Origin of the sequence: Butyricimonas sp. DFI.6.44, assembly GCF_022132345.1 — a bacterium.
Lineage (GTDB): Bacteria > Bacteroidota > Bacteroidia > Bacteroidales > Marinifilaceae > Butyricimonas > Butyricimonas muris.
Window position 1 is genome coordinate 488489 of sequence record NZ_JAKNJD010000001.1, and the last position, 22080, is coordinate 510568.

Below are 22080 nucleotides of genomic sequence, written 5' to 3' on the forward strand. Positions count from 1 at the left end.
TTCAATTTTTACACGTTCAATTATCGAGGATATTCCCGATCTGACGGGCCATAAGTTTATAATACCGTTGCATTTCGGCACTCCCCGTGTTCTGTTTGCTTTTGACAAGAGTGTACACCCGTTGCAACATCTTGAAACATGCCGGTTCCGAGGGATAGGGACGATACCAGAGATTGACTTCGCCAAACCCGGACACCTCTCCCGCCGCATTTATCGGCAGATACTCCGCGTTCGAGAAAACCCCCAACACGTCATGCCCCAGCACGCCGTAACGTTCGCGGCTTTTCGCCTTTATACTCTCCGGCACACGTACCGACACCCCCGAACGGAAACGGAAAGGCTCCGCTCCCATGTCCTTTCTGTTGACCCCGGTTTCCTCGATCAAGCTGTTCACGAACTCCTGCAAAAAGGAACGTTCACTCTTCGTCAGCACCTTATTCTGCATGGTCGGTGCCATGACAAAGGCGTATATATCATTCATGTACTCGTCACGGGTGAAAGGTTTACTATCCGTGGTCAGCTTCTCGTTGATTGCCACCACCGGACCCGCGCGAAGCAATCCCCGCATCATCTCCTCTTGTATCTCCGCTCCCACGTCACGCCCCGGCGGCAAACCGGGCACGTTATCCAACCATGCCACGTCCTTCACTTGTTCCAACAGGAAGCGCAAAGCCTCTTTCTGCCTTTCACGGGACACCACACTGTAAGCGGGCAATTCGTCCCCCTCGTATATCTCGTTAAAATAGAATCCACCGATATTTCTCAGCACGTGGACGCAATACCTGAAGAACTGGAAACGAGCCTCGTTCAGCATATTGGTACGAAACTTATAGTCTTTATCCTCGTGCGCGACCCACGTGTTGAGATTCGCCAAGAGGTATTTCAAATTTTTCACGCCATAGGTGGCGGACTTCACCGGGTCGTCGCCCAAGTCTTCCTCTATGGAACTGGGGTCTAACACGTTCCAGAACTGTTGCTTGCCATAGCGATAAACGGGATCACCGGAACGTTCCGAAATAAAGCGGTCAAGCACGGGTATCTCGTCTTTCGCCGCGGGAATGTCGAGCAGAGGTTTGTACAACCACTCGATCACGTAATAATCGTAAAGCCCGAGATTAGGCGGCGTCATACGCACTCCCCTCTCGGCATCGCCCGGCTGCGCCACGTAATTGTTACGGGCGTAATCCATAATCGAGTGCGTGGTTCCATACTTCCGGGTGAAGGACGGTGAACGCAGCGAATCGGTGGGTATTGCCGCCGATGCGGACATATTGTGCATCAAACCGAGGCAGTGTCCCACCTCGTGGGCAATCACGTAACGCATACAATCGCCGAAAGTTTCCTCGTCCAGCTTCACCTTGCGCACCGACGGGTCGGCGGGAGCCGTGTGCAGGAAACGCCAGTCCTGTACCATCGCCACCAGATTGTGATACACGTAGACCGAAGCGTTGATAATCTCGCCCGTGCGGGGATCCGTCCACGACGGTCCCATGGCGTTCGCCACCACGGAAGGGGAATAGCGGATACAGGAGTATTTCAAGTTCTCCGGGTCGAAATCCGGATCATCGGACGGGAAATCCCGCACCTGCATCACGTTTTTAAAGCCAATCCTCTCGAAAGCCTCGTTCCACGTGAGCACTCCCTGACGTATATAAGGCAACCAACTCGCGGGGAACGCGTCGTCCACGTAGAACACGATCGGTTTCACCGGTTCCACCAACTCGCCCCGACGGTAAGCCTCCTCGTCTTTCGGCTCAAGACGCCAGCGGTTGGCGTGATAGAACACGTCGATATTCTTTCTCGGGTGACCGATATCGTATTTCCCGTCAAAGAATACCCCGATGCGGGGATCGGCATAACGGGGACGAGCCGCATCCTCGGGCAAGAGGATAAAGTTGCGGGTTAGAACATTAGTTATCGGCTTGTTCTTGCAATAAGTTCCCATAAAGGTTTCCGCCGTCACCCGGTAAGCCAGTCGCGACTGCACGCTGACGTTATCTTCAAAGGCTTTTATTTCCAACACCTGCGACCCTTCCTGTATGAAATTCTTGTCAAGCCGTCCTTCCGTCATCGACACCACCGGCGACCACGGGAAGAACGGCGGAAGCATTTCATTGTCGCTCACGAGGAAATCCGTCATGTCAATCACCACTCCCGTGCTGTCCGGCGACCATGCCTGCACCTCGAAATTCTTGATTACCGCAGGCAAATTACCGCGCCGCATCCGTTCCCGGAGATTATCGTCGGTCGTGGTGTACACGGTCTGTATCTCGCCCAAACTCACCTTGTTGGAATCCTTCAGCGTGAACACCACCCGCAACGGGGTATGCGTGCGCTCACCCACCCCGCCCAGCAGATTATCGGTGGAAGCGGCGATCGTCGAACCCAGCAACATCTCCCGTCCCATCACCGCCGTCGGTATCTCGAAATATATCTTTCCTTCCATTTTGTGGAGAGTTATCAGCCCCCGTTTCGTTTCGCGAGCCTTATCCTTGAACAACTGTTCGTAACGGCTCTCCGTTTTCCCGTCCTCCTTCGAGTCCTTCTTTTTCTTTCTGGCGAACCCGGAAGCGGGAAGCAGGAACACGATGATAAACAGGTATACTATCTTGTTTCGTTTCATAATATTCTCGTTAAATGAACTCATTTCTTTTCCAACGACTTCTTGATTTTGTGGAGCAGATACTCGTAATGCAACTTCGTATCGCCCGTGCTCGTCACCACCGCTTTATTCAGCAATCCCTGCACGCGAAGCACCATGCCGTAGAACTCGTGGGCATCGGGATTACCGGGGACTCTCACCCACCACGGCAGGTCGAAAGAGGCATTGTAAGATTGGGGATTTCTCGCTTCCGTGATTCCGCGATTAATAAAGTATAAGTTCGCGGGGCTGAAATCAGCAACACCGTCCCGCCGGGCGGACACCTGTAACGCGGAAGCCGACTCCCCCACGGTAGAAGATTGCAATATCATCGCCAGATAAGAAGTCTGGAATCCCATTTCCTCTTTCGTCAAGGAGCGGTTCTTCAGCGTACCTTCCCACACGAAACGGTAGATATCATCCAACAACTCGCTCGGTTTATAGGCATCGTCCGATTTGGCGGCGCACCATTTCAACCGATCGTAGCGGGAGAACAACACGTCCAGCACGGTTGCCCGCATCGCCTCTTTCATGGGCATACGTCCCGGACCCAGTTGCCGGAGCAAATCGAGGTCTTCCAACCAATCGAGGTCACGGGAGAAGTTCAACAGGTATTGCACCATTTCCCGTTGCTGTTTCTTCGGTAGAAACTCGTATTGCCTGATCCCCTCGTCGGCATTCGCCGCGTTCATCACGATACCTCCCACGTAAGTCGCCAACTGCGGCAACCGGTTTGCACCCAACACGGAGCACAACCCCTCGTATATCCCTTGACGGACAGCCATATCGCGGTCGTCTTCCCGGTACCACTCGAAGAAGTTCTTTAAAGAACCCTTCACGTTAGCCACGTGATACTCGAAGGCTTTCACCGGATCGTCCCCCAAGTCGTAGACCGCCACCAGAGGATCGAAAGCCCCCCAGTCGTCGAACAAGTGATAACGACAAGCAGGATTCGCGCGCGACTCCTTGATCCAGCTGTCGAGCGTCGCTTTCTCGTCCGCGGGCACATTCGCCCCCGCTATCGGCTTGTACAGCCATTGGATGGTAAAATCGTCGTACGGTCCTACCCCTTTCGCCGTCATCCGCACGCCGCGTTCGGCATCACCCGGTTGAGCGATATAGTTGCAGGGTACAACGTCCATAATCGAAGGACTCAACCCGTGTTCCCGCGTGAACGAAGGGGAACGCAGCGAATCCACCGGGTAAGCCGCAGAAGCGGAAGCGTTCAGGAACAAACCCAAGTTCCACCCCATGCAGTTCGCCATATTCGCGCGAATCAACTCCCCCATCTGTTCCTCGCTCAGCTTCGCCCGCCGCACGGAAGGATCGGCATTCATCGTCATCAACACGCGGTCATTGTACAACATATTCGTGAAGTTGTCCGGTATACAGATTGACATACTCAATATCTCGCCCGTGCGCGGATCCGTGAGTTGATTCGTCATTGCCGAGTACCATAACACGGGAGAATAAAGAATCACGGAATGATTCACGTCAAAAGGATTGAACCCCGCGTCATCCCGCGGGAAATCCCGTACCTGCACCACGTTCCTGAACCCTATTTTCTCGAAAGCGGTATTCCACTCCTCCAGTCCCTCTTTTATATATTTCGCCCACGCGGCGGGCATAAGCGTGTCCATGTAAATAACGATCGGTTTCACGGGTTCCACCGCCTCACCTCTCTCGTGGGCAGCCTTGTCCGTCGGTTCCAGTCGCCACCGCCGCGTGTAAAACACGCGTTCCAGTCCTCGTAGCGGGTCGCTAAAATCCGCCTGCATGAAAGGACGTACCCCCACGCGGTAATCCGCCAAGCGGGGCATCATCGGTTCCTCCGGCAGCAACATCAGAATCTTGTCGCTCGTCACCGTCACTTTCACATCCTTCGCCATCGGGAATCCCATCATGAAATAATCCACGTTAAACCCTTGCTCGCAAGTAACCGTGACATTATTGTCAAAAGCGGCGACATCCTTCAGCGTCGTCCGCTCCTCGCGGATATCGTGCTTCCGGGAAACGAAACCGAACATGGCGTTCGGCGCGTAAGCGGCAAAAGGAGTCGTGTACGCCGAATAATTCGTGAACAACGACGTCATATCCACCACCACCGCCGTACTGTCCGGCGTCCATGCCTCTATCTTGTACGTCCCGAAGATACCCGGTTGCGAAGCCTTCTCCAAAGCCTTGTCTATCGCCCCGTCACCGCTACTGTTGAACGCCCGCAACGGCGGGTAGTCCACCTGCACCGTAATCCGGGCTTGCAACACCGAATCCCGTCGCGTGAAACGCAAGGCATTATCGCCACCCACGAACTCGCCCACGGCACCCTCGCCGTTATCGGTAATACCCCGGATAACCGAAGCGTAAAGCATATCTTTATCCAGCAGGCGGAGCGGGAACTCCACGTATATTTTCTTGTCCGCCCGGTGTATCGTCATCAATCCTTTGGCGGTCTTCACCTTCTTACCCTTGAACAATTCGCTGTAAGGAGTCGAGGGTTCGACATTCTCCGGTTCCCCGCCTTTCCTATCCTTTTTCTTTTTACGTCCCGACGCATCGGCTTCCGCGGAAGCGGGCAGCAGCAACGAAAGAAGAAACAGTATATATATTATATTCTTCATAATTACTCGTTTTACATGTTATTGTCCTAGTGCCTGTTCCACCTTGTGAAGTAACAGCGCGTAGTGACGCCGATTGGCATCCGAGCCTGTATCAGCCTTACTCTTCAACAGCGCGTGAGTCTTCTTCAACGTCGAGAGATAAAGCGGCTCCATGGGATAATTCATGATTGGCAATTCCACCCGCCAGCCGAATCCCCGCACCTTGGCAGAAGGACATGTTTCCGCCTGCCGCAGCCAACGGGCACGGGTCATCTCCGTGTCGAACTCTCCCACCAAACCGTACGCGGCGCGACTCTTCTCCGCAATCTCGCGGGGCACCGCTATCCGGTAGGCATCACTGATTCCCACGTTCCCGCCGCCCCCGATCTTACCGCTCTCGACTCCCGAACCGGAAATCAGTTCCGACAGCAGAGCCATTTGCAACTTCTTCTCCGCGCCGGACAATTCTTTGCCCTCCCGCGTGGGAGCGAACACGAACCCGTGTATGTCCTCGAAATACTCCTCGGCGGTATAAGGACTCTCCTCCCCCGTGTATTTCGCGCCGAACGCCACGAGAGCCGCCCGGTTGAAAATCGCTTTCAGGGCAATATCCTGCAACACCTGCGCGTACGTTCCCATGATCGGCATACGGGCTTGGAAATCCTTGTCGTCCACCCACTCCGCGTCCCGCGTCTGTTCCAGCATAAAACGGAGCGCCCGCCGCTGTTTCTCCTTCGGCACGATAGAGAAGTAAGGCAGACCGTCGCCGTCGTAACGTTCGTTCACGTGTATCCCGCCCACGTTCACCAACACGTGGTTCATATAGCGGATATACTGGTACAGTAGCTCGTTATACATATTCCGGCGGAACGAGAAATCCTTGTCGTCCTCTCCCGTCCACTCGTGCAGGTTCGCCAACACGTATTTCAGATTCTTCACCCCGTAAGTGGCAGACTTCACGGCATCGTCCCCCAGATCTTCCTCGAACGACGAGGGATCGAGGTACCCGTAGAACTGTTGCTTGCCATAGCGGTACACGGGGTCGCCGGAACGTTCGGAAATCCACTTGTCCAGCACGGGTACTTCCTCCCGCGAACTCTTCGCATCCAACAGGGGCGTGTACGCCCACCGGATCAAGAAATAGTCATACACCCCCAGCGCGGGCGGGGTCACCCTCACGCCGCGCTCCGCGTCACCGGGTTGGGCCACGTAATTATTACGGGCGTAGTCCATGATAGACATCGTCGTGCCGTATGTCCGGGTATATGAAGGAGAACGAAGCGAATCCGTCGGCACAGCCGCCGAAGCCGCCATATTATGCATGAATCCCAGCGTGTGCCCCACCTCGTGGGAAATCACGTAACGGATACAATCTCCCAGCATCTCCTCGTCCATCTCCACCTTCCGCGCGGCGGGATCGGCAGGCGACGTTTGTAGGAATCGCCAGTCACGCACCAGTTGTATCAGATTATGGTAGACCGAAATATTCGCCTGTATAATCTCCCCGCTCCGGGGATCCGTCCACGAGGGACCCATGGCATTCGCCACGGGCGAGGGAGAATAGCGCACGCAGGAATATTTCAGGTTATCGGGATCAAACTCCGGATCATCGGTCGGGAAGTCAACGGCAATAATCGCGTTCTTGAAACCGATGCGCTCGAAAGCCGCCTGCCATTCTTCCACGCCCTCGCGCACGTGCTTTTTCCAGCTCTCGGGGAACGCGTTGTCCACGTGAAAAACGATCGGCTTCACGGGTTCCACCAGTTCCCCCCGTCGGTACGCCGCCTCGTCCTTAGGTTCCAAGCGCCAGCGGTTGATATGGTAATTAATTCTCGTCTTCTCTCCCTCGTCATAAGCGTATCTGCCGCCGATAAATATCCCGATACGGGGATCGGCAAACCGGGGGCGCATAGGCTCTTCGGGCAGAAGCACGAAACTCCGCGTCATCACTACCGTGAACGGCAACTTGTATAAATAATAAAACCGGTTGTCCCGCACGGACATCTCGTAAGTCAGGGAAGACTGCACGCTGAAATTATCATCAAACGCCTTCGCCGTCCCGATACGGGATTGCTGGTTTTTAAACTGTTTCTCCATCTTCATATCCCGGCTCATCGACAGTATCGGCATCCACGGCGTGAACGGCCCCAGCTCCTCCTTGTCGCTCATCAGGAAACGGGTGACGTCGATCACCACCGCCGTGCTGTCCGGCGAGTAAGCACTAACCTCGAAGCTCTCGATAATTCCGGGCACCGTACTCTCCTTGATTCGCTGCCGGTACCGCTCCGTGCTTGTCGAGTGAATCGCGTTCACCTGCCGCAAACTCACCTTTGCCGAATCGTCCTGCATGAAAACCACGTGCAGGGGTTCAAAAGGCTTCTCTCCCACGCTCCCGAACAGGTTGCTCGTGATCTCCGTGATCGTCGATCCCAACAGCATCTCCCGCCCGAACACCCCGAAAGGAATCTCGAAATATACCTTCTCGTCCACTCGGTGAATCGTGATAAGCCCTTTCATCGTTTCGGCGGCCTTATCCTTGAAAAGCCGCTCGTAAGGGGTATCCTCCTTCGCTTTCTTGTCCTCCCTCTTCTTCCTCGCCATCCCGACACAAGGCAGCAACAGAACGATAACCAGTAAATAAATCGTTTTGTTTCTCATACTTTTTTAAATAATAAATATCAAAAAATACAGTGATTCCGTGATTCTCAAAACTCCCTCCCGGCTTCACAACCACCTCCTCTGTTTATAGAGAAGGTGGTTGCGAAGCAGACGGAGGAGTTTATTGATTCGGTGATTTAGTGATTAATGAAGCGTTGCCCACGCAACAGCAATCACTGTTAATCCACAATCGATCCTTGACCGCCGAATCGATATTTTATATCGGCAATCCGTCCGAAAACCGGTTCCGTCTTATACGCGTACTCGATCGTTCCACCGGCAAAAATGCTCGTGGTACCTGCCGCGAAGAAATACACTTCGCCGGAATCCAACCCGACAACCAGATAACCGCCGGCATTGTTTCTCTGCGAGGCAAGCATCGACACGATTCCTCTTCCTTGGAAATCGTACAACAATTTCGCGTCCCCCCGTCCTCTCGCGTGCTGGTAAGCGTACAATTTATCGTGAGGCGCTCCCGCCACGGACGTCCCGTTGGAAGTAAAGAACAGGAACTCCCGCGAATCCGTCGTCAACTCGAACTTGTTCGTCCCGTCCAGCAAATCCTGATGCGGGAACGGCAATTCATATTGTGGAATCACCTTATACCCGTTCCACTCGTCATAATAGAAGAACTGCATGTAATACACCCCGTCCTCTCTATTCTTGAACACGCACCAGAACTTCCGATCCCCGTCCGTGTACCCGTCACAGAAATACATCTCCACGTTCCCCATGTTATTCAAGGGCGTCACCCCCTCCATCCTCTCCGGGAACACCGGCAGGATAGCCGCCGTGTTCGGGTCTGTCACCCACTCCCCGATCTCGTCATCATAATAAACGTTTCCGTCATTCACGGCCAAGAAACGGTGATTCTTGTTATCGTACACCAGTGTCGAGATACCGCTCCGCGTCTTGCACATCAGCGTCACCTCCAGTCCCTTCTCGTAATACGCCGGGAAATCGGGATACATACCCGAGTAAAATACCTCCTCGTCCGTCTTCCGCCTCACGAAAATATCCCCTGTCTTCGACATCAGAATATCCCCTTTATGGTGATACGCCGCCCCGACAAATACCTGTCCCGCGGGTAGCGCGCCCCCCGTGAACTCCTCGCCCAAGGAAATCGTTTTCTTGTAAGAACTACCGTCCACGTACACCGGACCTATTCCCCCCTCCTGCAATATCAGCACGTGGCTCGGCGAATCCCAATCCGCGAACACTTCCTGAAGGAAATAAGGCTTCCCGCCCAACCTCTGCCCGTCGTTCTCCAACGTGTAAAGATCCGCGTACACGTCAAGATAAGTGACATACTCTTGTGTCGCTTCATCCAATCTCCTGTCCAAATCCAACATCGCCAACTCCGCCCCGTTATCCTTCTCATCCAAAACCAGCCACACGCCACTCGGGTAAGCCAGATTATCCATCACGTACTGCCGGGTAAGATCCACGCACTGCAACCCGTTCGTCGTGTCCGTGATTGTCAGCACGAACTGCAACCACCCGGCAGTATCCACCTCCCAGTTCAACACCTTCTCGTGTCCCAACGTCTTGTATTCCTTTTCCGAAGTCCTCAACTCCCAGCGAAACTTCAACGTCGTTATCTCCTCGTCCAAGCTGAATTTCAGTACCGGAGTAATCTCCGCCATATCACCTTTATAAAACCGGGGATCCGCGTTCGTCAAGTATTTCTCCACGGTGATCACATTTATATCCCCGTAATCGTAATTCCCTTTATCGTCATAACACCCGTACATGAAGATAAAGCAAATCACGGCGTATATCCAATTTTTCGTTCTCATAACATTCCTTTTAAATTAACCTTTTACCGGTACCGACATCTCCGCTTCCCCGTCCATAATCGTGTTCCCGTTATCTTTCTCTCGCTGCAAATGATACTTGAGCTTCAACGAATAATATCTCAATTCACTGGCCGTCTTATTCGACAGGTCGCTCACCCCCGTGGCAATAATCAACTGTTGATACTTCGCCTCGCTGTAAGCACCCAAGTACTCGTTCACGATACGCTCCGTCCACCACACGGGACGCACCGCCAGCGAAGTAAACACCACGCGGTAAAGAGCGTTCGACAACGGTCCCACCCGGAAATTATCATTCTCCTTTACCCTCAACGCCAACCGCACCACTTGATTGTCAAGTGCCGCCGTTTTATGCAACGTCACTCTCACCGTGTCCCGGTTCCGGTTCGCTTTCCACACCCTTTTCGTTTCCACCGAATAATCCGCCCCGGAGGCAGTCGTCATACCCTCGTCGATCACCAACTCGTACTCCGTGTCCGTCGTGATAGGCCGTCCGGCGAAAGATATCTCGATCGGCACGTCCAACTCCGTCGCCCCGGGATAGAAGAAAAACGAGGTATTCACGCTGTCCTCCGCGTTCTTACCCGAGAAGTATATGTAACGGTCAGCCGTGTACGTGTCCAACGAGTCCGTGGAACAAGCCCCGAACATCACAAACAGAACAATTATAACAATACAATATTTCATAACTTAAAGTATTACGGTTTCACTATCCGGGATAGGCAAATAAACCTTCGTCCCGTAATCAATATTCCCCACGCCGTCATTCAGCGGCAAGCCCAGACGCTTGTACATGTAGAAACACTGCCCCTCGCCGATAAACTCCCTGCGAGCCTCGTTCAACAGCGCGTTCATGTACTCCGCGCTATTCGTGATAGGAATCTCGCGATACTCCCCGCGTGCCTGTTGCACCATACGCAGTATCTCGATCGCCTTGTCCAAACCGCCCGGCGTTTCGCACAAGTATTCACCCATCATGTAACTCAACTCCGTGTGGCGGATGATCGGCAGAAGAAAAGCGGCTACCTGACTTCCCCCCGAATTTAACTTTCCCCGTATATTCTTGATCGACACCTCCGCACCGCCCTCGATATCCGTGATCAGGTAAACGTAACGGAAATCGTTCGTCATCTCTTTATCCTGAAACAAACTGTTCACGTTGCGTATCGCCAGATTACGATCCAACGTCAAGTAAGGCTCGTACAAATCGGCACACTTCGAGTTGGCGAATCCCATCACCACGTCACTGTACATCTTCACGTCCCGGTTATAAATATCGCCCATCAAATCCCACTCGTCGGTAAACCGGTAAAGACTATTCCAAGCCGGACCGCCCCACTCGTCCGGTTCTTCACCCAGAATCTCCTTCGCCAGATCGTGCGCTTCCTTCTTCTGCCCGTTATACATGTAAGCGCGGGCTTGTATCGCCATCACCGCGTGCATATTCATGCGTACCCGCCGGGCTTGAAAGAACTTGGGCAACCCGGAACCGCGGGCTTGGAAATTCCAGTTATCCCTGTCGCCATTCAACTCCATGGAGTCCGATACCGCCACCAACCGGCGCGCCTCGTCCAGATCGGCAAGGATACGTTCCATCGTTTCCTTCACCGTCAGCGGGGTATTCGTCACCGACTCGGAACTCGTCACGTAAGGAATCCACTTGCCGCTCTCGTTTGCCGCGGGAGCCGGGGCGAACAATCGCAACAGGTCGAGATGCATGAAAGCGCGTAATCCCAACGCTTCACCATGAATCAGCTTTCTCTCCCGGTCGCCCAACTCGAAGCGCGAGGAATCCTCCTTCACGACATGCTCTATCAGATTATTGGCATCCGCGATGGCGTGATACATATTATTCCATATCGTTTCTATCGTCGACTTCACCCCGGAAGTACCGTAAAGCAAATCATTCGCGTCCTGATACTTCTGCGGCATCTTCGACTTGCTGTAATACTGTCCCACCGCGTCCAGAAATCCCCACGACAACTCCTGCCCGTACAAATCCGCCTTCGACAGCGTCATGTAAATACCGTTCAATTGCATCCGGTACCCGTTTCCCGTCGAGTACAGGATATCGCTGCTCAACTCCTCCTTCGGTTGCACGTCAAACCAATCCTCGCATGCCGAGAGCGTCACCGCGAGTAAACCCAATATATATATTATCCTTTTCATTTTTTCCTGTTTTAATAACATTAGAATTGCAACTTCAACGAGAAATTAACGGTACGGGCAAACGGGTAAGACGTACCGCGCTCCGTCTTGATCGTCGAGAAACGCACCAGATCATTCGCCCCCACTTCAAGGCGCGCCAACCTCAGTCCCATCTTCTTCCTCGCCCGCGTGAACTCGTACCCCACGTTCACCGAATTCCACGTCAACGTGTTATTCCGTTGCATAAAACGCGAGGTCGGCTGAGTCGTCACGTTACGATCCTTGATATCCTTCAGCGTGGTAATATCCCCCGGTTGGTACCAGCGTTGCGTCACCGCGCGTTTGTCCACGTTGCGTGCCATATCGGCATTTTCAACCTCGTTCACGAGAGTCGAATTATACATATCACCCCCGAACTCGTACATGAAACTCGTGAACAGCGTGAAATTACGGTAGCGCAAATTCACCCCGAACGAACCTTGTGCTTTCGGCGTCTCGTCACCGATTTTCACCATCTCCGCGGCAGCCCAGTCGTAACTCACCGTCCCGTCGCGATAAATAAACAATTCCTTCCCGTTAGCGGGATCTATCCCGAGGGACTTCATCCCGTACTTGGCGGTCATGGACACCCCCTCCTCGTACTTCGTCAACATGCGGTCCAAATCATTATTCGCGTCATTATAATAATCGTTCACCCGCTCGTTGTACTCCTTCAACGCGTCCGACACCTTTTTCAACGTGTTCCTGTTGCCCGCCATATTACCGTAAACCGCCACGTACCAATCCTTATCCTGATATAACGTGCTTCTCAACTGGATAGAGAACCCCTCGTTCAACACCTCGCCCATGTTCGTCTTGTAAGTCTTGAACCCGGTCGACGCCTGCAACGTCACGTCCGTGATAGCCCCCTTCGTCACCTCGTAATAATAATTCCCCTCCACGTAAAGCAAACTGTTGAAAATATCAAATTCCAGACTGACATCCAACTTATCCGTGGTTTCCCACTTCAAATTCCGGTTCCCGCGCGTGTTCACCAGCGAGGCACCCGCCCCGGTCACGTACCACTCCTCGATATTAATCTCGTGCGTGGGTATCGCCTCGTAAGACTGGAAACCGGTCTTTCCCGTTCTCCCGTAAGACCCTCTCACCTTCAGCAACTGCACCCAACCCAAATCGGCGAAAATACTGTACTTGTGCAGGTTCACACCCACCCCGAACCCCCACATGGGAGCCCAACGCTTGTTAGACCCGAATTGCGACGACCCGTCATACCTGAACAGCACGTCCAGCAAATACGTGTTCTTGTACGAGTAGTTTCCCACTCCCAGTATACCGAACAAACGCTTCCGGCTCTCCCTTTCGGTAGGTTTCTCCACGATCTCCTTGGCGAAATTCACGGACACGAAGTCGCCGCCCGTCGGGAACCCCCGGTACCGCGCGTTCGCGCTATTATCCCGCGAAGTCACCATATTGACACCACCCGTGAAATTCACGTCGTGATCCCCCATTGACTGGCTGTACGAGTACGTCAGTTTCGCCTCCCACGACGTCGCTTTCCGCGTAGATTTCCCCAACGTCCCGGCATACAGGTTATCCTCGTTCATCTCCGTCCCCTTCTGCGTCTCGGAATCGGGATGCACGTACACTTCCCGTTCTTCCGTCGTGTGAGTCACGCCAACCTCCCCCTTCGCGTACATGTGCGGGGTAATATACCAGTTCAAGTTAAAATTATCCGTTAAATCCGTCATGTGCGTCCGGTCATAACTCCCGAGATTAGCCTCGTACAAGGGATTTACCAGACTCTCGCGTCCCGTCCAGTACGGCAACTCCTTCAAGTACTTCCCGTCCTCGTCCTTGTAAGTATCATAAGGCAATAGCTTCGTGTACTGGCTAAAATCCCCGTAAGGCGACTCCTTTGCCCTCGTTTCCCCGTAAGACACGTAATTACGCACTTCAATCTTACCGCCCGTGTACATGAACAGGAAACCGCCGCCGATACGGTCGCGGTACGATCCCTTCATCACCCCGTTGTCATTGTTGTATTGCAAGTCCAACGCGTAACGCATCACTTCCGTTCCCCCCTCGAACGAGAGGCTGTGCTTGTGATTGAATATCGAGCGTACCGGCTTCCCGATCCAGTACGTGTCTACCCCTCTCAGCACGTTCAACAACTTCCGGTTATACTCCTGATCCATATCGTGGCGCGTATCGTTATTCCCGACGGGAAGAAAAATCCCAGCCGGGATCTCCGCCGCCAACTTCCCGGCAGCGTGCATCAGGTTATAATCCGACAAATCGGGCATCGTCACGCTCCCCACGATCGTGTAATCGATCAGCACCTCTCCCACCTTCGGGGCTACCGTCGTCACCACCACCACGCCGTTCGCCGCCCGCGAACCGTACAGAGCCGTGGCTGCCGCGTCTTTCAAGATATACATCGTCTCGATCCGGTTGGGATCCATGTCATAAATCTTGTTGATGGCAACCTCGAAACCGTCAAGTATAAAAATCGGCAGGTTAGGGTTATTCTCCAGCGCCGACTTGGACAACGTGTTCTTGTCCAGATCCTTGATACCTATACTGGACTGCCCCCGTATCTGTATCTCGGGCAGCGCGTTCGGGTCAGACCCCCATTGATTGTTCGTCTTGACGCGGAAGGACGGGTCGTACACCTCCAGTGCCTTAATAACGTTCGTCTTCGACACTTGCAACAATTCCTCCCGCGTCACCACCACGGCGTTTCCCGTGAAGCTCGATTTCTTCACCGTCCCGAAACCCGTCACGATCACCTCCTCCATCTCGCGCGTGTCCGGCTGCATACGCACCACGATCTCCTTGTCAAACGTCGTCACCGCCACCTTGTTCGGTTGCATACCCATGAAAGTCACCACGAGATAGATCGTATCCATCCGCGGCAGATTCAACGTGAACGTACCCTCTTCCCCGGCACTCACCCCGAGCGTGGTTCCTTCCACCACCACCGAGGCACCCGGCAACGCGTCGCCCCGCTCGTCCAGCACCTTACCGCGTATCGTCACGGGAGTCACCGTCCGCTGCCGCTTCTGTATCACGATCATGTTCTGGTAGAAACTGAACGTGTACTCCGTCCCCTCCAGACAAGCCCGCAGCACGTCCGACAACGGCACCGACTTGAAACTGTGCGTCACCGCAGGAATCCGCTTCATCTCCTCGTTATTGTACAGGGGTTCGTACTTCGTGTGACGCTTGATGTAATCCAGCACCCCCGTGAAAGGAGTCTCTTTAAACTCCACGGTCAACCTCGGTTCGTCCGCCGATTGGGCGCGACAAACCCCGGTGTTAAAAGATTGAAGAAAGAGAACCAACATCAACACGATGCCCGTCTTCCTCTTCATCATCAATAGATTAGACTTCTTCTTTTTCATGTAGATTAGTTTTAGATTTCATAAAAGATGAAAACCCGCGCTCGCTCTCGTGTCCCATCACCTCGCTTGCGCGGGCTCCACTATCGTTTGTATGTCAGATTTGTAGAATAAGCATAGCATGCCCCCTTGGCCATTCATCGAATGCCATAACCTGTAACTTGCCGCCCCGCGGCAAATGCAACTTGTAACTTGTAACCCGCCGTTTACGGCGTATGTAACTTACCGCTCGCGGCAACAACGATCACCCCGTCACTCAACGTGAATCGCATATCCGTCGTCGTGCTCAGCCACTCGAGAAACATCTCCAACGGGACATCGTACATCATCATCCCCGTGAAACGCCGTTCCCTCATGGCGGGCGTCTCGTAAAGCACCCGCACGTCGTACCATCGACACAATTTCCTCATCACCGCGTCCAACCTCTCCGCGTCGAAATTAATCTTTTTATCCACCCACGCCACGACAGCCTCCGCGTCCACCTCGCTCACCCGCGTATCGTGATCCGGCGTGATGGACACTTGCTCTCCCGGCTTCAATATTACCGTCCTGTCGCCCGACGACGCCCTGACCTTCCCTTCAAGCAGCGTCACCAGCGACACCGGTTCCTCGTCGTAACTCATCACGTTGAACACCGTCCCCAGCACGTCCACCTGAAAATCCTTGCCCGAAACCACGAAAGACCTCCCGCCATCCCTAGCCACCTCGAACTTCGCCTCGCCCTCCACGTACACCTCCCGCGTCGAATCCGGGAACACGACCGGGTACTTCAGCATGGACATGGCGTTCACCACCACGCGCGAACCGTCGGAAAGAATCACGGACTGCATCTCCCCCCGCGGCACGATCAACGTGTGGTAGACCACAGTGTCCGTCAAAAGCTCTTTTTTCAACCGCGTGTAGTCCAGCGTCGGCACACCCGCCGACCGCGAAACCCCGATCGAATCCAGACGCGAGATAGGGATAATCTCCGTCTTCTTCGACAAAGTGATTACTTGATTATCAGACAACACCAGACGCACGCTGTTCCGGTCGGCGCCTTGCCGCTCCACCGCGCTCTCCGCCATGAACCCGGGTGCCGCCTCTTCACCCGCCTCCCGCGACCACCACCATCCCGCGGCAACACAAATAGCGGCGCAAGCCGCGCTAGCGATCACCCGCCGCCACCACGTGTTCGCGTGTCGCGACTTCTCCCTTCTCCTGACCTGTTTCAGGAAAATCGAGAAATCCGCCGCGGAATTATATTTCCCGTATTCCTTGAACCTCGCCATTATAAAACGGTCACTCTCCAGATTTCTTTTCAACCGCGCCCATCTCGGCTCCGCCAACAACGCCCCCAGCTCCTCCTCTTCCGCCCGATTCAGAGTCCCGTTCCAAGATTTAAGAAATAAATCCAATACTATATATATTCTATCTTTATCCATAACACCATAAGAATACCCGAACTATTCTTTGGTATTACTCGACAAGCAAAAAAATTGAAAATTGAAAGTTGAAAATTGAAAATGAAAGGACTACCTCCCCTTAGTTCTTGTCTTGCGCGGAAGGGGGGAAACGACTCGCCGGAGCGTTTATCTCCCCACGTGAAAGAAAATTTGAAGGGATAGTTTTTTACATTTTCAATTTTCAATTTTCAACTTTCAATTATTCAAACTTCCCCGTCCATCCCGTCCGCCACCCGGAAATAGAGCGAACGCGAGAAATCCGTGCCGTTCCGCCGCACGAAAAACGGGTAAACGTGCAACACGTCCCCCTCCGGCGCGTCATGCCGCGGCAGAGTCAGCGTTACCTTCCCGTCCTCCCGCCTCGCTCCCGTGTCCTCCAGAAACTGGGGACAAGTGGGACGCGCGGCGTGAAAGTACCCGACCATCAGCCTGTCCCTCCCCCCCGAGCGCAATTGCCTCGCGGTACTCGTCCACTGTAACGTCACGGTCCATCCCTCCCGCTTCACGAGCGTGTACGTCGGGTTGGCAAGCCACCCGATGCTGAACACGAACGCCGGGAAATTGATCACCCCGCTGCCGTCACAATACGGGCCATTAACCATGTGGCACAGGTTCCACCCCGTGACCGTCAAATCCCGCGCGAAATCGTTCCACATGTTCCAATCCTCCAGCACCCGGTACGCGGCACTCTCCACCAGTGTCGCCGCGGTGAACCAATCCGAGTTGTCCCGTTGCGCATCCGTGCGCTTGGCGAGAGCCTTGTCCCGCGCCTCTGTCGTCGCGGGAGTGCGCTTGCTGTCGCACGTGCATTCCTTACCTTTCCTGTGATACTTTGTTTTACCCCCGGAACGTTGCCGCCCGGTGTCCTTACCTTTTGATTTCAAATTCGCCATATTAACCTCCTTTTTACCGTTAATACTCCCCCGACGCACCTTCATTCCACCTTAACTGTAAATTTAATAAATATTCCTCAAATTACCCATACCACAGCTACCTTTATACCATGCCAACAAGGATAACTTATGGAAGAGTTATGGAACACTTATGGATATTAAACTGAAGGAAGAGTTACGCCATCCCCCGCCATCACGGGCGTTTCACGCCATATTGCCACCCCGCGGGGAAGGTAAACCCGGAACACCGAGAGTATATGTTAATTTATTCTAAAAATATTTATAATTTTTCTTGGATATAAAAAAATATGATTCTACATTTGTTAAGAGCTTTCCACGAAGAGTATGGAAAGGCGTTTGAGTTACAAATTAAATACATTACAAAAATGGCTAGACAAAAATCACCCGACTACACCCTAGTAACGGGAAGAATCGGGAACAAAATCTACTCCGCCCTCGGTAAAGGTTGGACAGGTGTCCGCATGGAAAACACCACGCAAGCCCCCTTGCAGGAAGACCAGAAAAAAAACGCGTCGGGATTCTCGGAATTGAACCGCCACGTGAAATTCCTCAACCTCGCCTTGCGCCAAAGCTTCCCGCCGGACAGCAAGGGCGTCAAGTGGGCGAACCGCTTCACGAGCGTGAACAAAAAGAACGCGGAAGTGATCACCACCACCAAGATCGACCCCGACACCCCCGTCGACCCGAAGAAAAAGTCGAACGAGGAATTTGCCAGCCAAATCGACTGGTCGAAAGTCATCATGGCACAGGGGCCCCTGTGGAAACCCGTCGTGACCGTCAACGCCTCCCCCGTCAACGCCCAACAGATACTCGAATTCAAGCGCGAGCAACTTACCCTGAAGGGAGCGTCCGCCAAGGAGATTGACGCCGTTAAAGTCGACGCCAACGCTACCGGCTACAAGCTACAATTCGAGCAAACGCCCAACGCTATCGAGGAAGCTTACGCCTACAACAACGACCTCGTACGCGCTATCATCTACAACCCCGAGAACGGGTTCTGCCTGCAAAAAGAACTGCGCCTCAGGGGTGAAGGCGGTGCCACCTCCGAATTCATCCCCGCCGGCGACGGCATCGAGCTCGCGGACTACCAAGTCTACGTCTACGCTAAAACCGCCAACGGGAAACGGACCTCCAACTCCATCTACCTCACGGTAACAATTGAAAGTTGAAAATTGAAAATTGAAAATGCCAAAAACTACCCCTCCAAATTTCTTTCCGCGTGGGGGGAGAAACGATCCGACAAGTCGTTTCCCCCTTCCGCGCGAGATTTAGAAACAAGGGGAGGTAGTCCTTTCATTTTCAATTTTCAACTTTCAATTTTCAATTGTATCTTTGTCTTATGGAAAAAATAAACTTGAACAAAATATACAAGCGGAAAAAGAGCGACCGTGACATCTTTCAAGAGCTCATGCCTTTCAAGGTAAAGGAAATTCTGCTCATCGCCAACTACTACGACTCGTACACCATCGAGCGCGAGGGACAATTCTCCGACAAGATATTCGGCGAATACCTGCAACTGAACCTCTACACCGCCCCCCGTTTCACCTCCGTGGCGAACGAGGAAGCGGCACTGCGCGCGTTGGCGAACAAGCATTTCGAGCTCATCATCATCATGGCGGGAATCGACAAGACGACACCCGTCGCCACGAGCCGCTCCATCAAACGCCTGTATCCCGACATCCACCAGTTGATGCTCGTGAACAACAACGCCGACCTCGCCCACTTCCGGCGCGTGGAAGCGGAAACCCGGGAATCCATCGAACGCGTGTTCGTGTGGAACGGGTCGACGAAAGTATTTCTCGCCATGGCGAAATACCTTGAAGACAAAATCAACCTCGACGTCGACACCCGCCTCGCCGACACGCGGGTGATTCTCGTGGTCGAGGACTCCGTCAAATACTACTCGCGCTACCTGCCGCTGCTCTACACCGAGGTCATGACGCAAACGCAGGCGATCATCAACGAGGAACCCTCGAACGACGAGATGGGCGTGATACTCAAGATGCGGGTACGCCCGAAAGTGATACTCGTCAGCACGTTCGAGGAAGCCGTCGACATCATAGACCGGTACCGGGACAACATCATCGGCGTTATCTCCGACGTCCGTTACCCCCGCGGCGGCGTGGAGGACGAGAACGCGGGAATCGAACTGATCCGCCACGTGCGCGCGTTCGATACCCACGTTCCCTGCCTGCTGCAAAGCCACGAACGCGAAAACCTACGCCGGGCCCAAGAAACAAAAGCCAATTTCATAGTCAAAAACTCCCCGACCCTTTCGAGGGATATACGCAACTTCATCAAAGGGGAGCTTGGGTTCGGCGATTTTATTTTCCGCGACGCCAACGGTCTACCCATAGATCGGGCAGCGAGCGTCGAGGAATTCCGGCGCAAACTGATGACCGTGCCGGACGAGTCGTTGGAATACCACGCCAAGCGCAACGGCATCTCCACGTGGCTCATGGCACGGGCGGAAATCAACCTCGCCAAAAAACTGCGCCGTTACAGTTTCAGCTATTTCAAAAACGCGGAGGAAACGCGCCGCTTCATCGCCAACGTCTTCGAGGCGTCGGAACTGAAAAAATTGCGGGGACGCATCATCAACTTCAACCCGTCGCTGGTAGACTCCAACCGCTACATCACCCGCCTCGGCAAAGGCTCGCTCGGCGGCAAGGGACGCGGGCTGGCGTTCCTCTCCAACTTCATCGAGAACGTGTACCTTAAAAAACTTATTCCCGACCTGCAAGTGATGATACCCAAAACGGCGGTGATCGGCGTCGATGAATTTGACAACTTTATCGAGGAGAACGACCTTTACGACGTCCTCTACGCCGACAAGCAATACGACCACATCATCGACGCCTTCCGGACGGCACGATTGCCGGAGAAACTGCGGGCAAAACTGCGGGAATACCTCCGCGTGATGACCAAACCGCTGGCGGTACGCTCCTCCGGGTTGTTCGAGGACTCGCTCAACCAACCCTTTGCCGGCGTGTACTCCACCTACCTCCTGCCCAACAATCACCCGGACTTCGAGCGACGGGCGCGGGACGCGGAAGACGCTATCAAGCTGGTGTACGCCTCCATCTTCTCGCCCGAGTCGCGGGCGTACTTCAACGCCATCGACTACATGATAGAGGAAGAGAAAATGGCGGTAATCCTGCAGGAAGTAGTCGGCAACGAGCATAACGGGCGCTATTACCCGGAAATCAGCGGCGTGGCACAGTCGTACAACTTCTATCCCTTCTCCTACATCAAGCCGGAAGACGGGTTCGCCGTTACCGCCGTCGGGTTGGGTGCCTACGTGGTGGGCGGCGAGAAAACCCACCGCTTCAGCCCCGCGTACCCGAAACTGCAACTCGCTTCCATACAAGACAAAATAAAGGCATCGCAACGCTATTTCTACGCCATCGACCTCGAACGGCAGGAATACGACCTGTACCGCGACGGGGAAAACGCCGCCATAAAAGCGTATGACATGCCGGAGGCGGAACGGGACGGGACTCTGGAATACACGGCGTCCGTCTACGACTTCATGAATGACCGAATCACGTACGACTTCTCCACGAGAGGTCCCCGTGTCGTCGACTTCTCGAAGATACTGCAATACGACTATTTCCCGCTGGCACCCGCGCTGCAAATCCTGCTCGACATCTTCTCGCAGGCGATGGGTTCGCCCGTGGAAATCGAATTTTGCGTCAACTTCGAGGGCGGGAAACCCGTGTTCTACCTCTTGCAAATCAAACCGCTGATAAAAAACGAGTATAACATCGACATAGAAAACGACGCCATCGACGCCGAACACGTCCTGCTGCGTGCCGACAAGGGCATGGGCAACGGGAAGTTGCAATATATACGGGACGTGGTGTACGTCGACCCGGAGAAATTCGACCGCCTGCGGACGGAAGAGATCGCCGAGGAAATCAAACGCCATAACGCCGACATCGCCCGCGAAGGCGAGAAATACCTGCTTATCGGCCCCGGTCGCTGGGGCACGCGCGACCCGCTGACGGGCATCCCCGTGCAATGGTCGGATATCGCCAACGCCAAAGTCATCGTCGAACAGGGACTCCCCGACTTCCCGCTCGACGCATCGCTCGGCTCCCACTTCTTCCACAACGTCACCTCGATGAACGTGGGCTACTTCGCCATCCCCTTCCAAGACGCGAACGCCTTCATCAACTTCGACGTGCTGGCACAACAGGAAGTGGTCGAGGAATTTAAATACTCCCGCCACGTCCGCTTCAAAGCCCCCCTCACCGTGTGGATGGACGGGAAGAAACAGACGTCGGTGGTAACTTATTAGTTTATAAGGTTTATAAAGTTCATAAAGTTTATAAGGTTTTGGACCCCTGCGGGGCGCTTTGTTCACGGCAGCTTGAGCTGCCGAAAATATCGTCCGAAGGACACCCGTTACTTTATGAACCTTATGAACTTTACAAACTTTATAAACCTTATAAAC

General features: G+C 53.8%; 11 protein-coding genes. 2 read left to right on the forward strand and 9 right to left on the reverse strand.

All coding sequences use genetic code 11. The features are described 5' to 3' along the window. Window positions 1–16: 16 nt before the first annotated feature. The 9 genes from L0M98_RS02220 to L0M98_RS02260 all read right to left on the reverse strand — a co-directional run bounded on the left by L0M98_RS02220 (window position 17) and on the right by L0M98_RS02260 (window position 17600). Window positions 17–2623 (reverse strand): zinc-dependent metalloprotease, encoded by a 2607-nt coding sequence (locus L0M98_RS02220; RefSeq protein ID WP_227214780.1) that lies wholly within the window; start codon window positions 2621–2623, stop codon window positions 17–19. 20 nt (window positions 2624–2643) lie between these two features. Then, window positions 2644–5259: a zinc-dependent metalloprotease gene (locus L0M98_RS02225; RefSeq protein ID WP_227214781.1), complete on the reverse strand. Its 2616-nt coding sequence runs from the start codon at window positions 5257–5259 to the stop codon at window positions 2644–2646. Between the two features lie 18 nt (window positions 5260–5277). Next, window positions 5278–7896 carry a zinc-dependent metalloprotease gene (locus L0M98_RS02230; RefSeq protein ID WP_227214782.1) on the reverse strand — a complete coding sequence of 873 codons (2619 nt, stop codon included), beginning with the start codon at window positions 7894–7896 and terminating at the stop codon, window positions 5278–5280. Between the two features lie 179 nt (window positions 7897–8075). After that, complete coding sequence (locus L0M98_RS02235; RefSeq protein ID WP_227214783.1) at window positions 8076–9695, reverse strand: PKD-like family lipoprotein; 1620 nt, start codon at window positions 9693–9695, stop codon at window positions 8076–8078. Window positions 9696–9710: 15 nt separating this feature from the next. Beyond that, window positions 9711–10400, reverse strand: a complete 690-nt coding sequence (locus tag L0M98_RS02240) for a DUF4843 domain-containing protein (RefSeq protein WP_227214784.1) — start codon at window positions 10398–10400, stop codon at window positions 9711–9713. A 3-nt stretch (window positions 10401–10403) separates the two neighbouring features. Next, window positions 10404–11882 (reverse strand): RagB/SusD family nutrient uptake outer membrane protein, encoded by a 1479-nt coding sequence (locus L0M98_RS02245; protein WP_227214785.1) that lies wholly within the window; start codon window positions 11880–11882, stop codon window positions 10404–10406. A 20-nt stretch (window positions 11883–11902) separates the two neighbouring features. Beyond that, window positions 11903–15265, reverse strand: coding sequence for a SusC/RagA family TonB-linked outer membrane protein (locus L0M98_RS02250; protein ID WP_227214787.1), 3363 nt, complete (start codon window positions 15263–15265; stop codon window positions 11903–11905). Window positions 15266–15468: 203 nt separating this feature from the next. Continuing rightward, window positions 15469–16686, reverse strand: coding sequence for a FecR family protein (locus L0M98_RS02255; protein WP_227214788.1), 1218 nt, complete (start codon window positions 16684–16686; stop codon window positions 15469–15471). A gap of 224 nt (window positions 16687–16910) precedes the next feature. After that, complete coding sequence (locus L0M98_RS02260) at window positions 16911–17600, reverse strand: hypothetical protein (protein ID WP_227214790.1); 690 nt, start codon at window positions 17598–17600, stop codon at window positions 16911–16913. Window positions 17601–17986: 386 nt separating this feature from the next. Between L0M98_RS02260 and L0M98_RS02265 the strand changes: the two genes are divergently transcribed. Next, the gene (locus tag L0M98_RS02265; RefSeq protein ID WP_227214791.1) at window positions 17987–18790 is read left to right on the forward strand and encodes a hypothetical protein; all 804 of its coding nucleotides are present in this window, start codon (window positions 17987–17989) and stop codon (window positions 18788–18790) included. Between the two features lie 170 nt (window positions 18791–18960). Further along, entirely contained in the window at window positions 18961–21924 is a 2964-nt protein-coding gene (locus L0M98_RS02270; RefSeq protein ID WP_227214792.1) for a PEP/pyruvate-binding domain-containing protein, read from the forward strand. The last annotated feature ends 156 nt before the right edge of the window (window positions 21925–22080 follow it).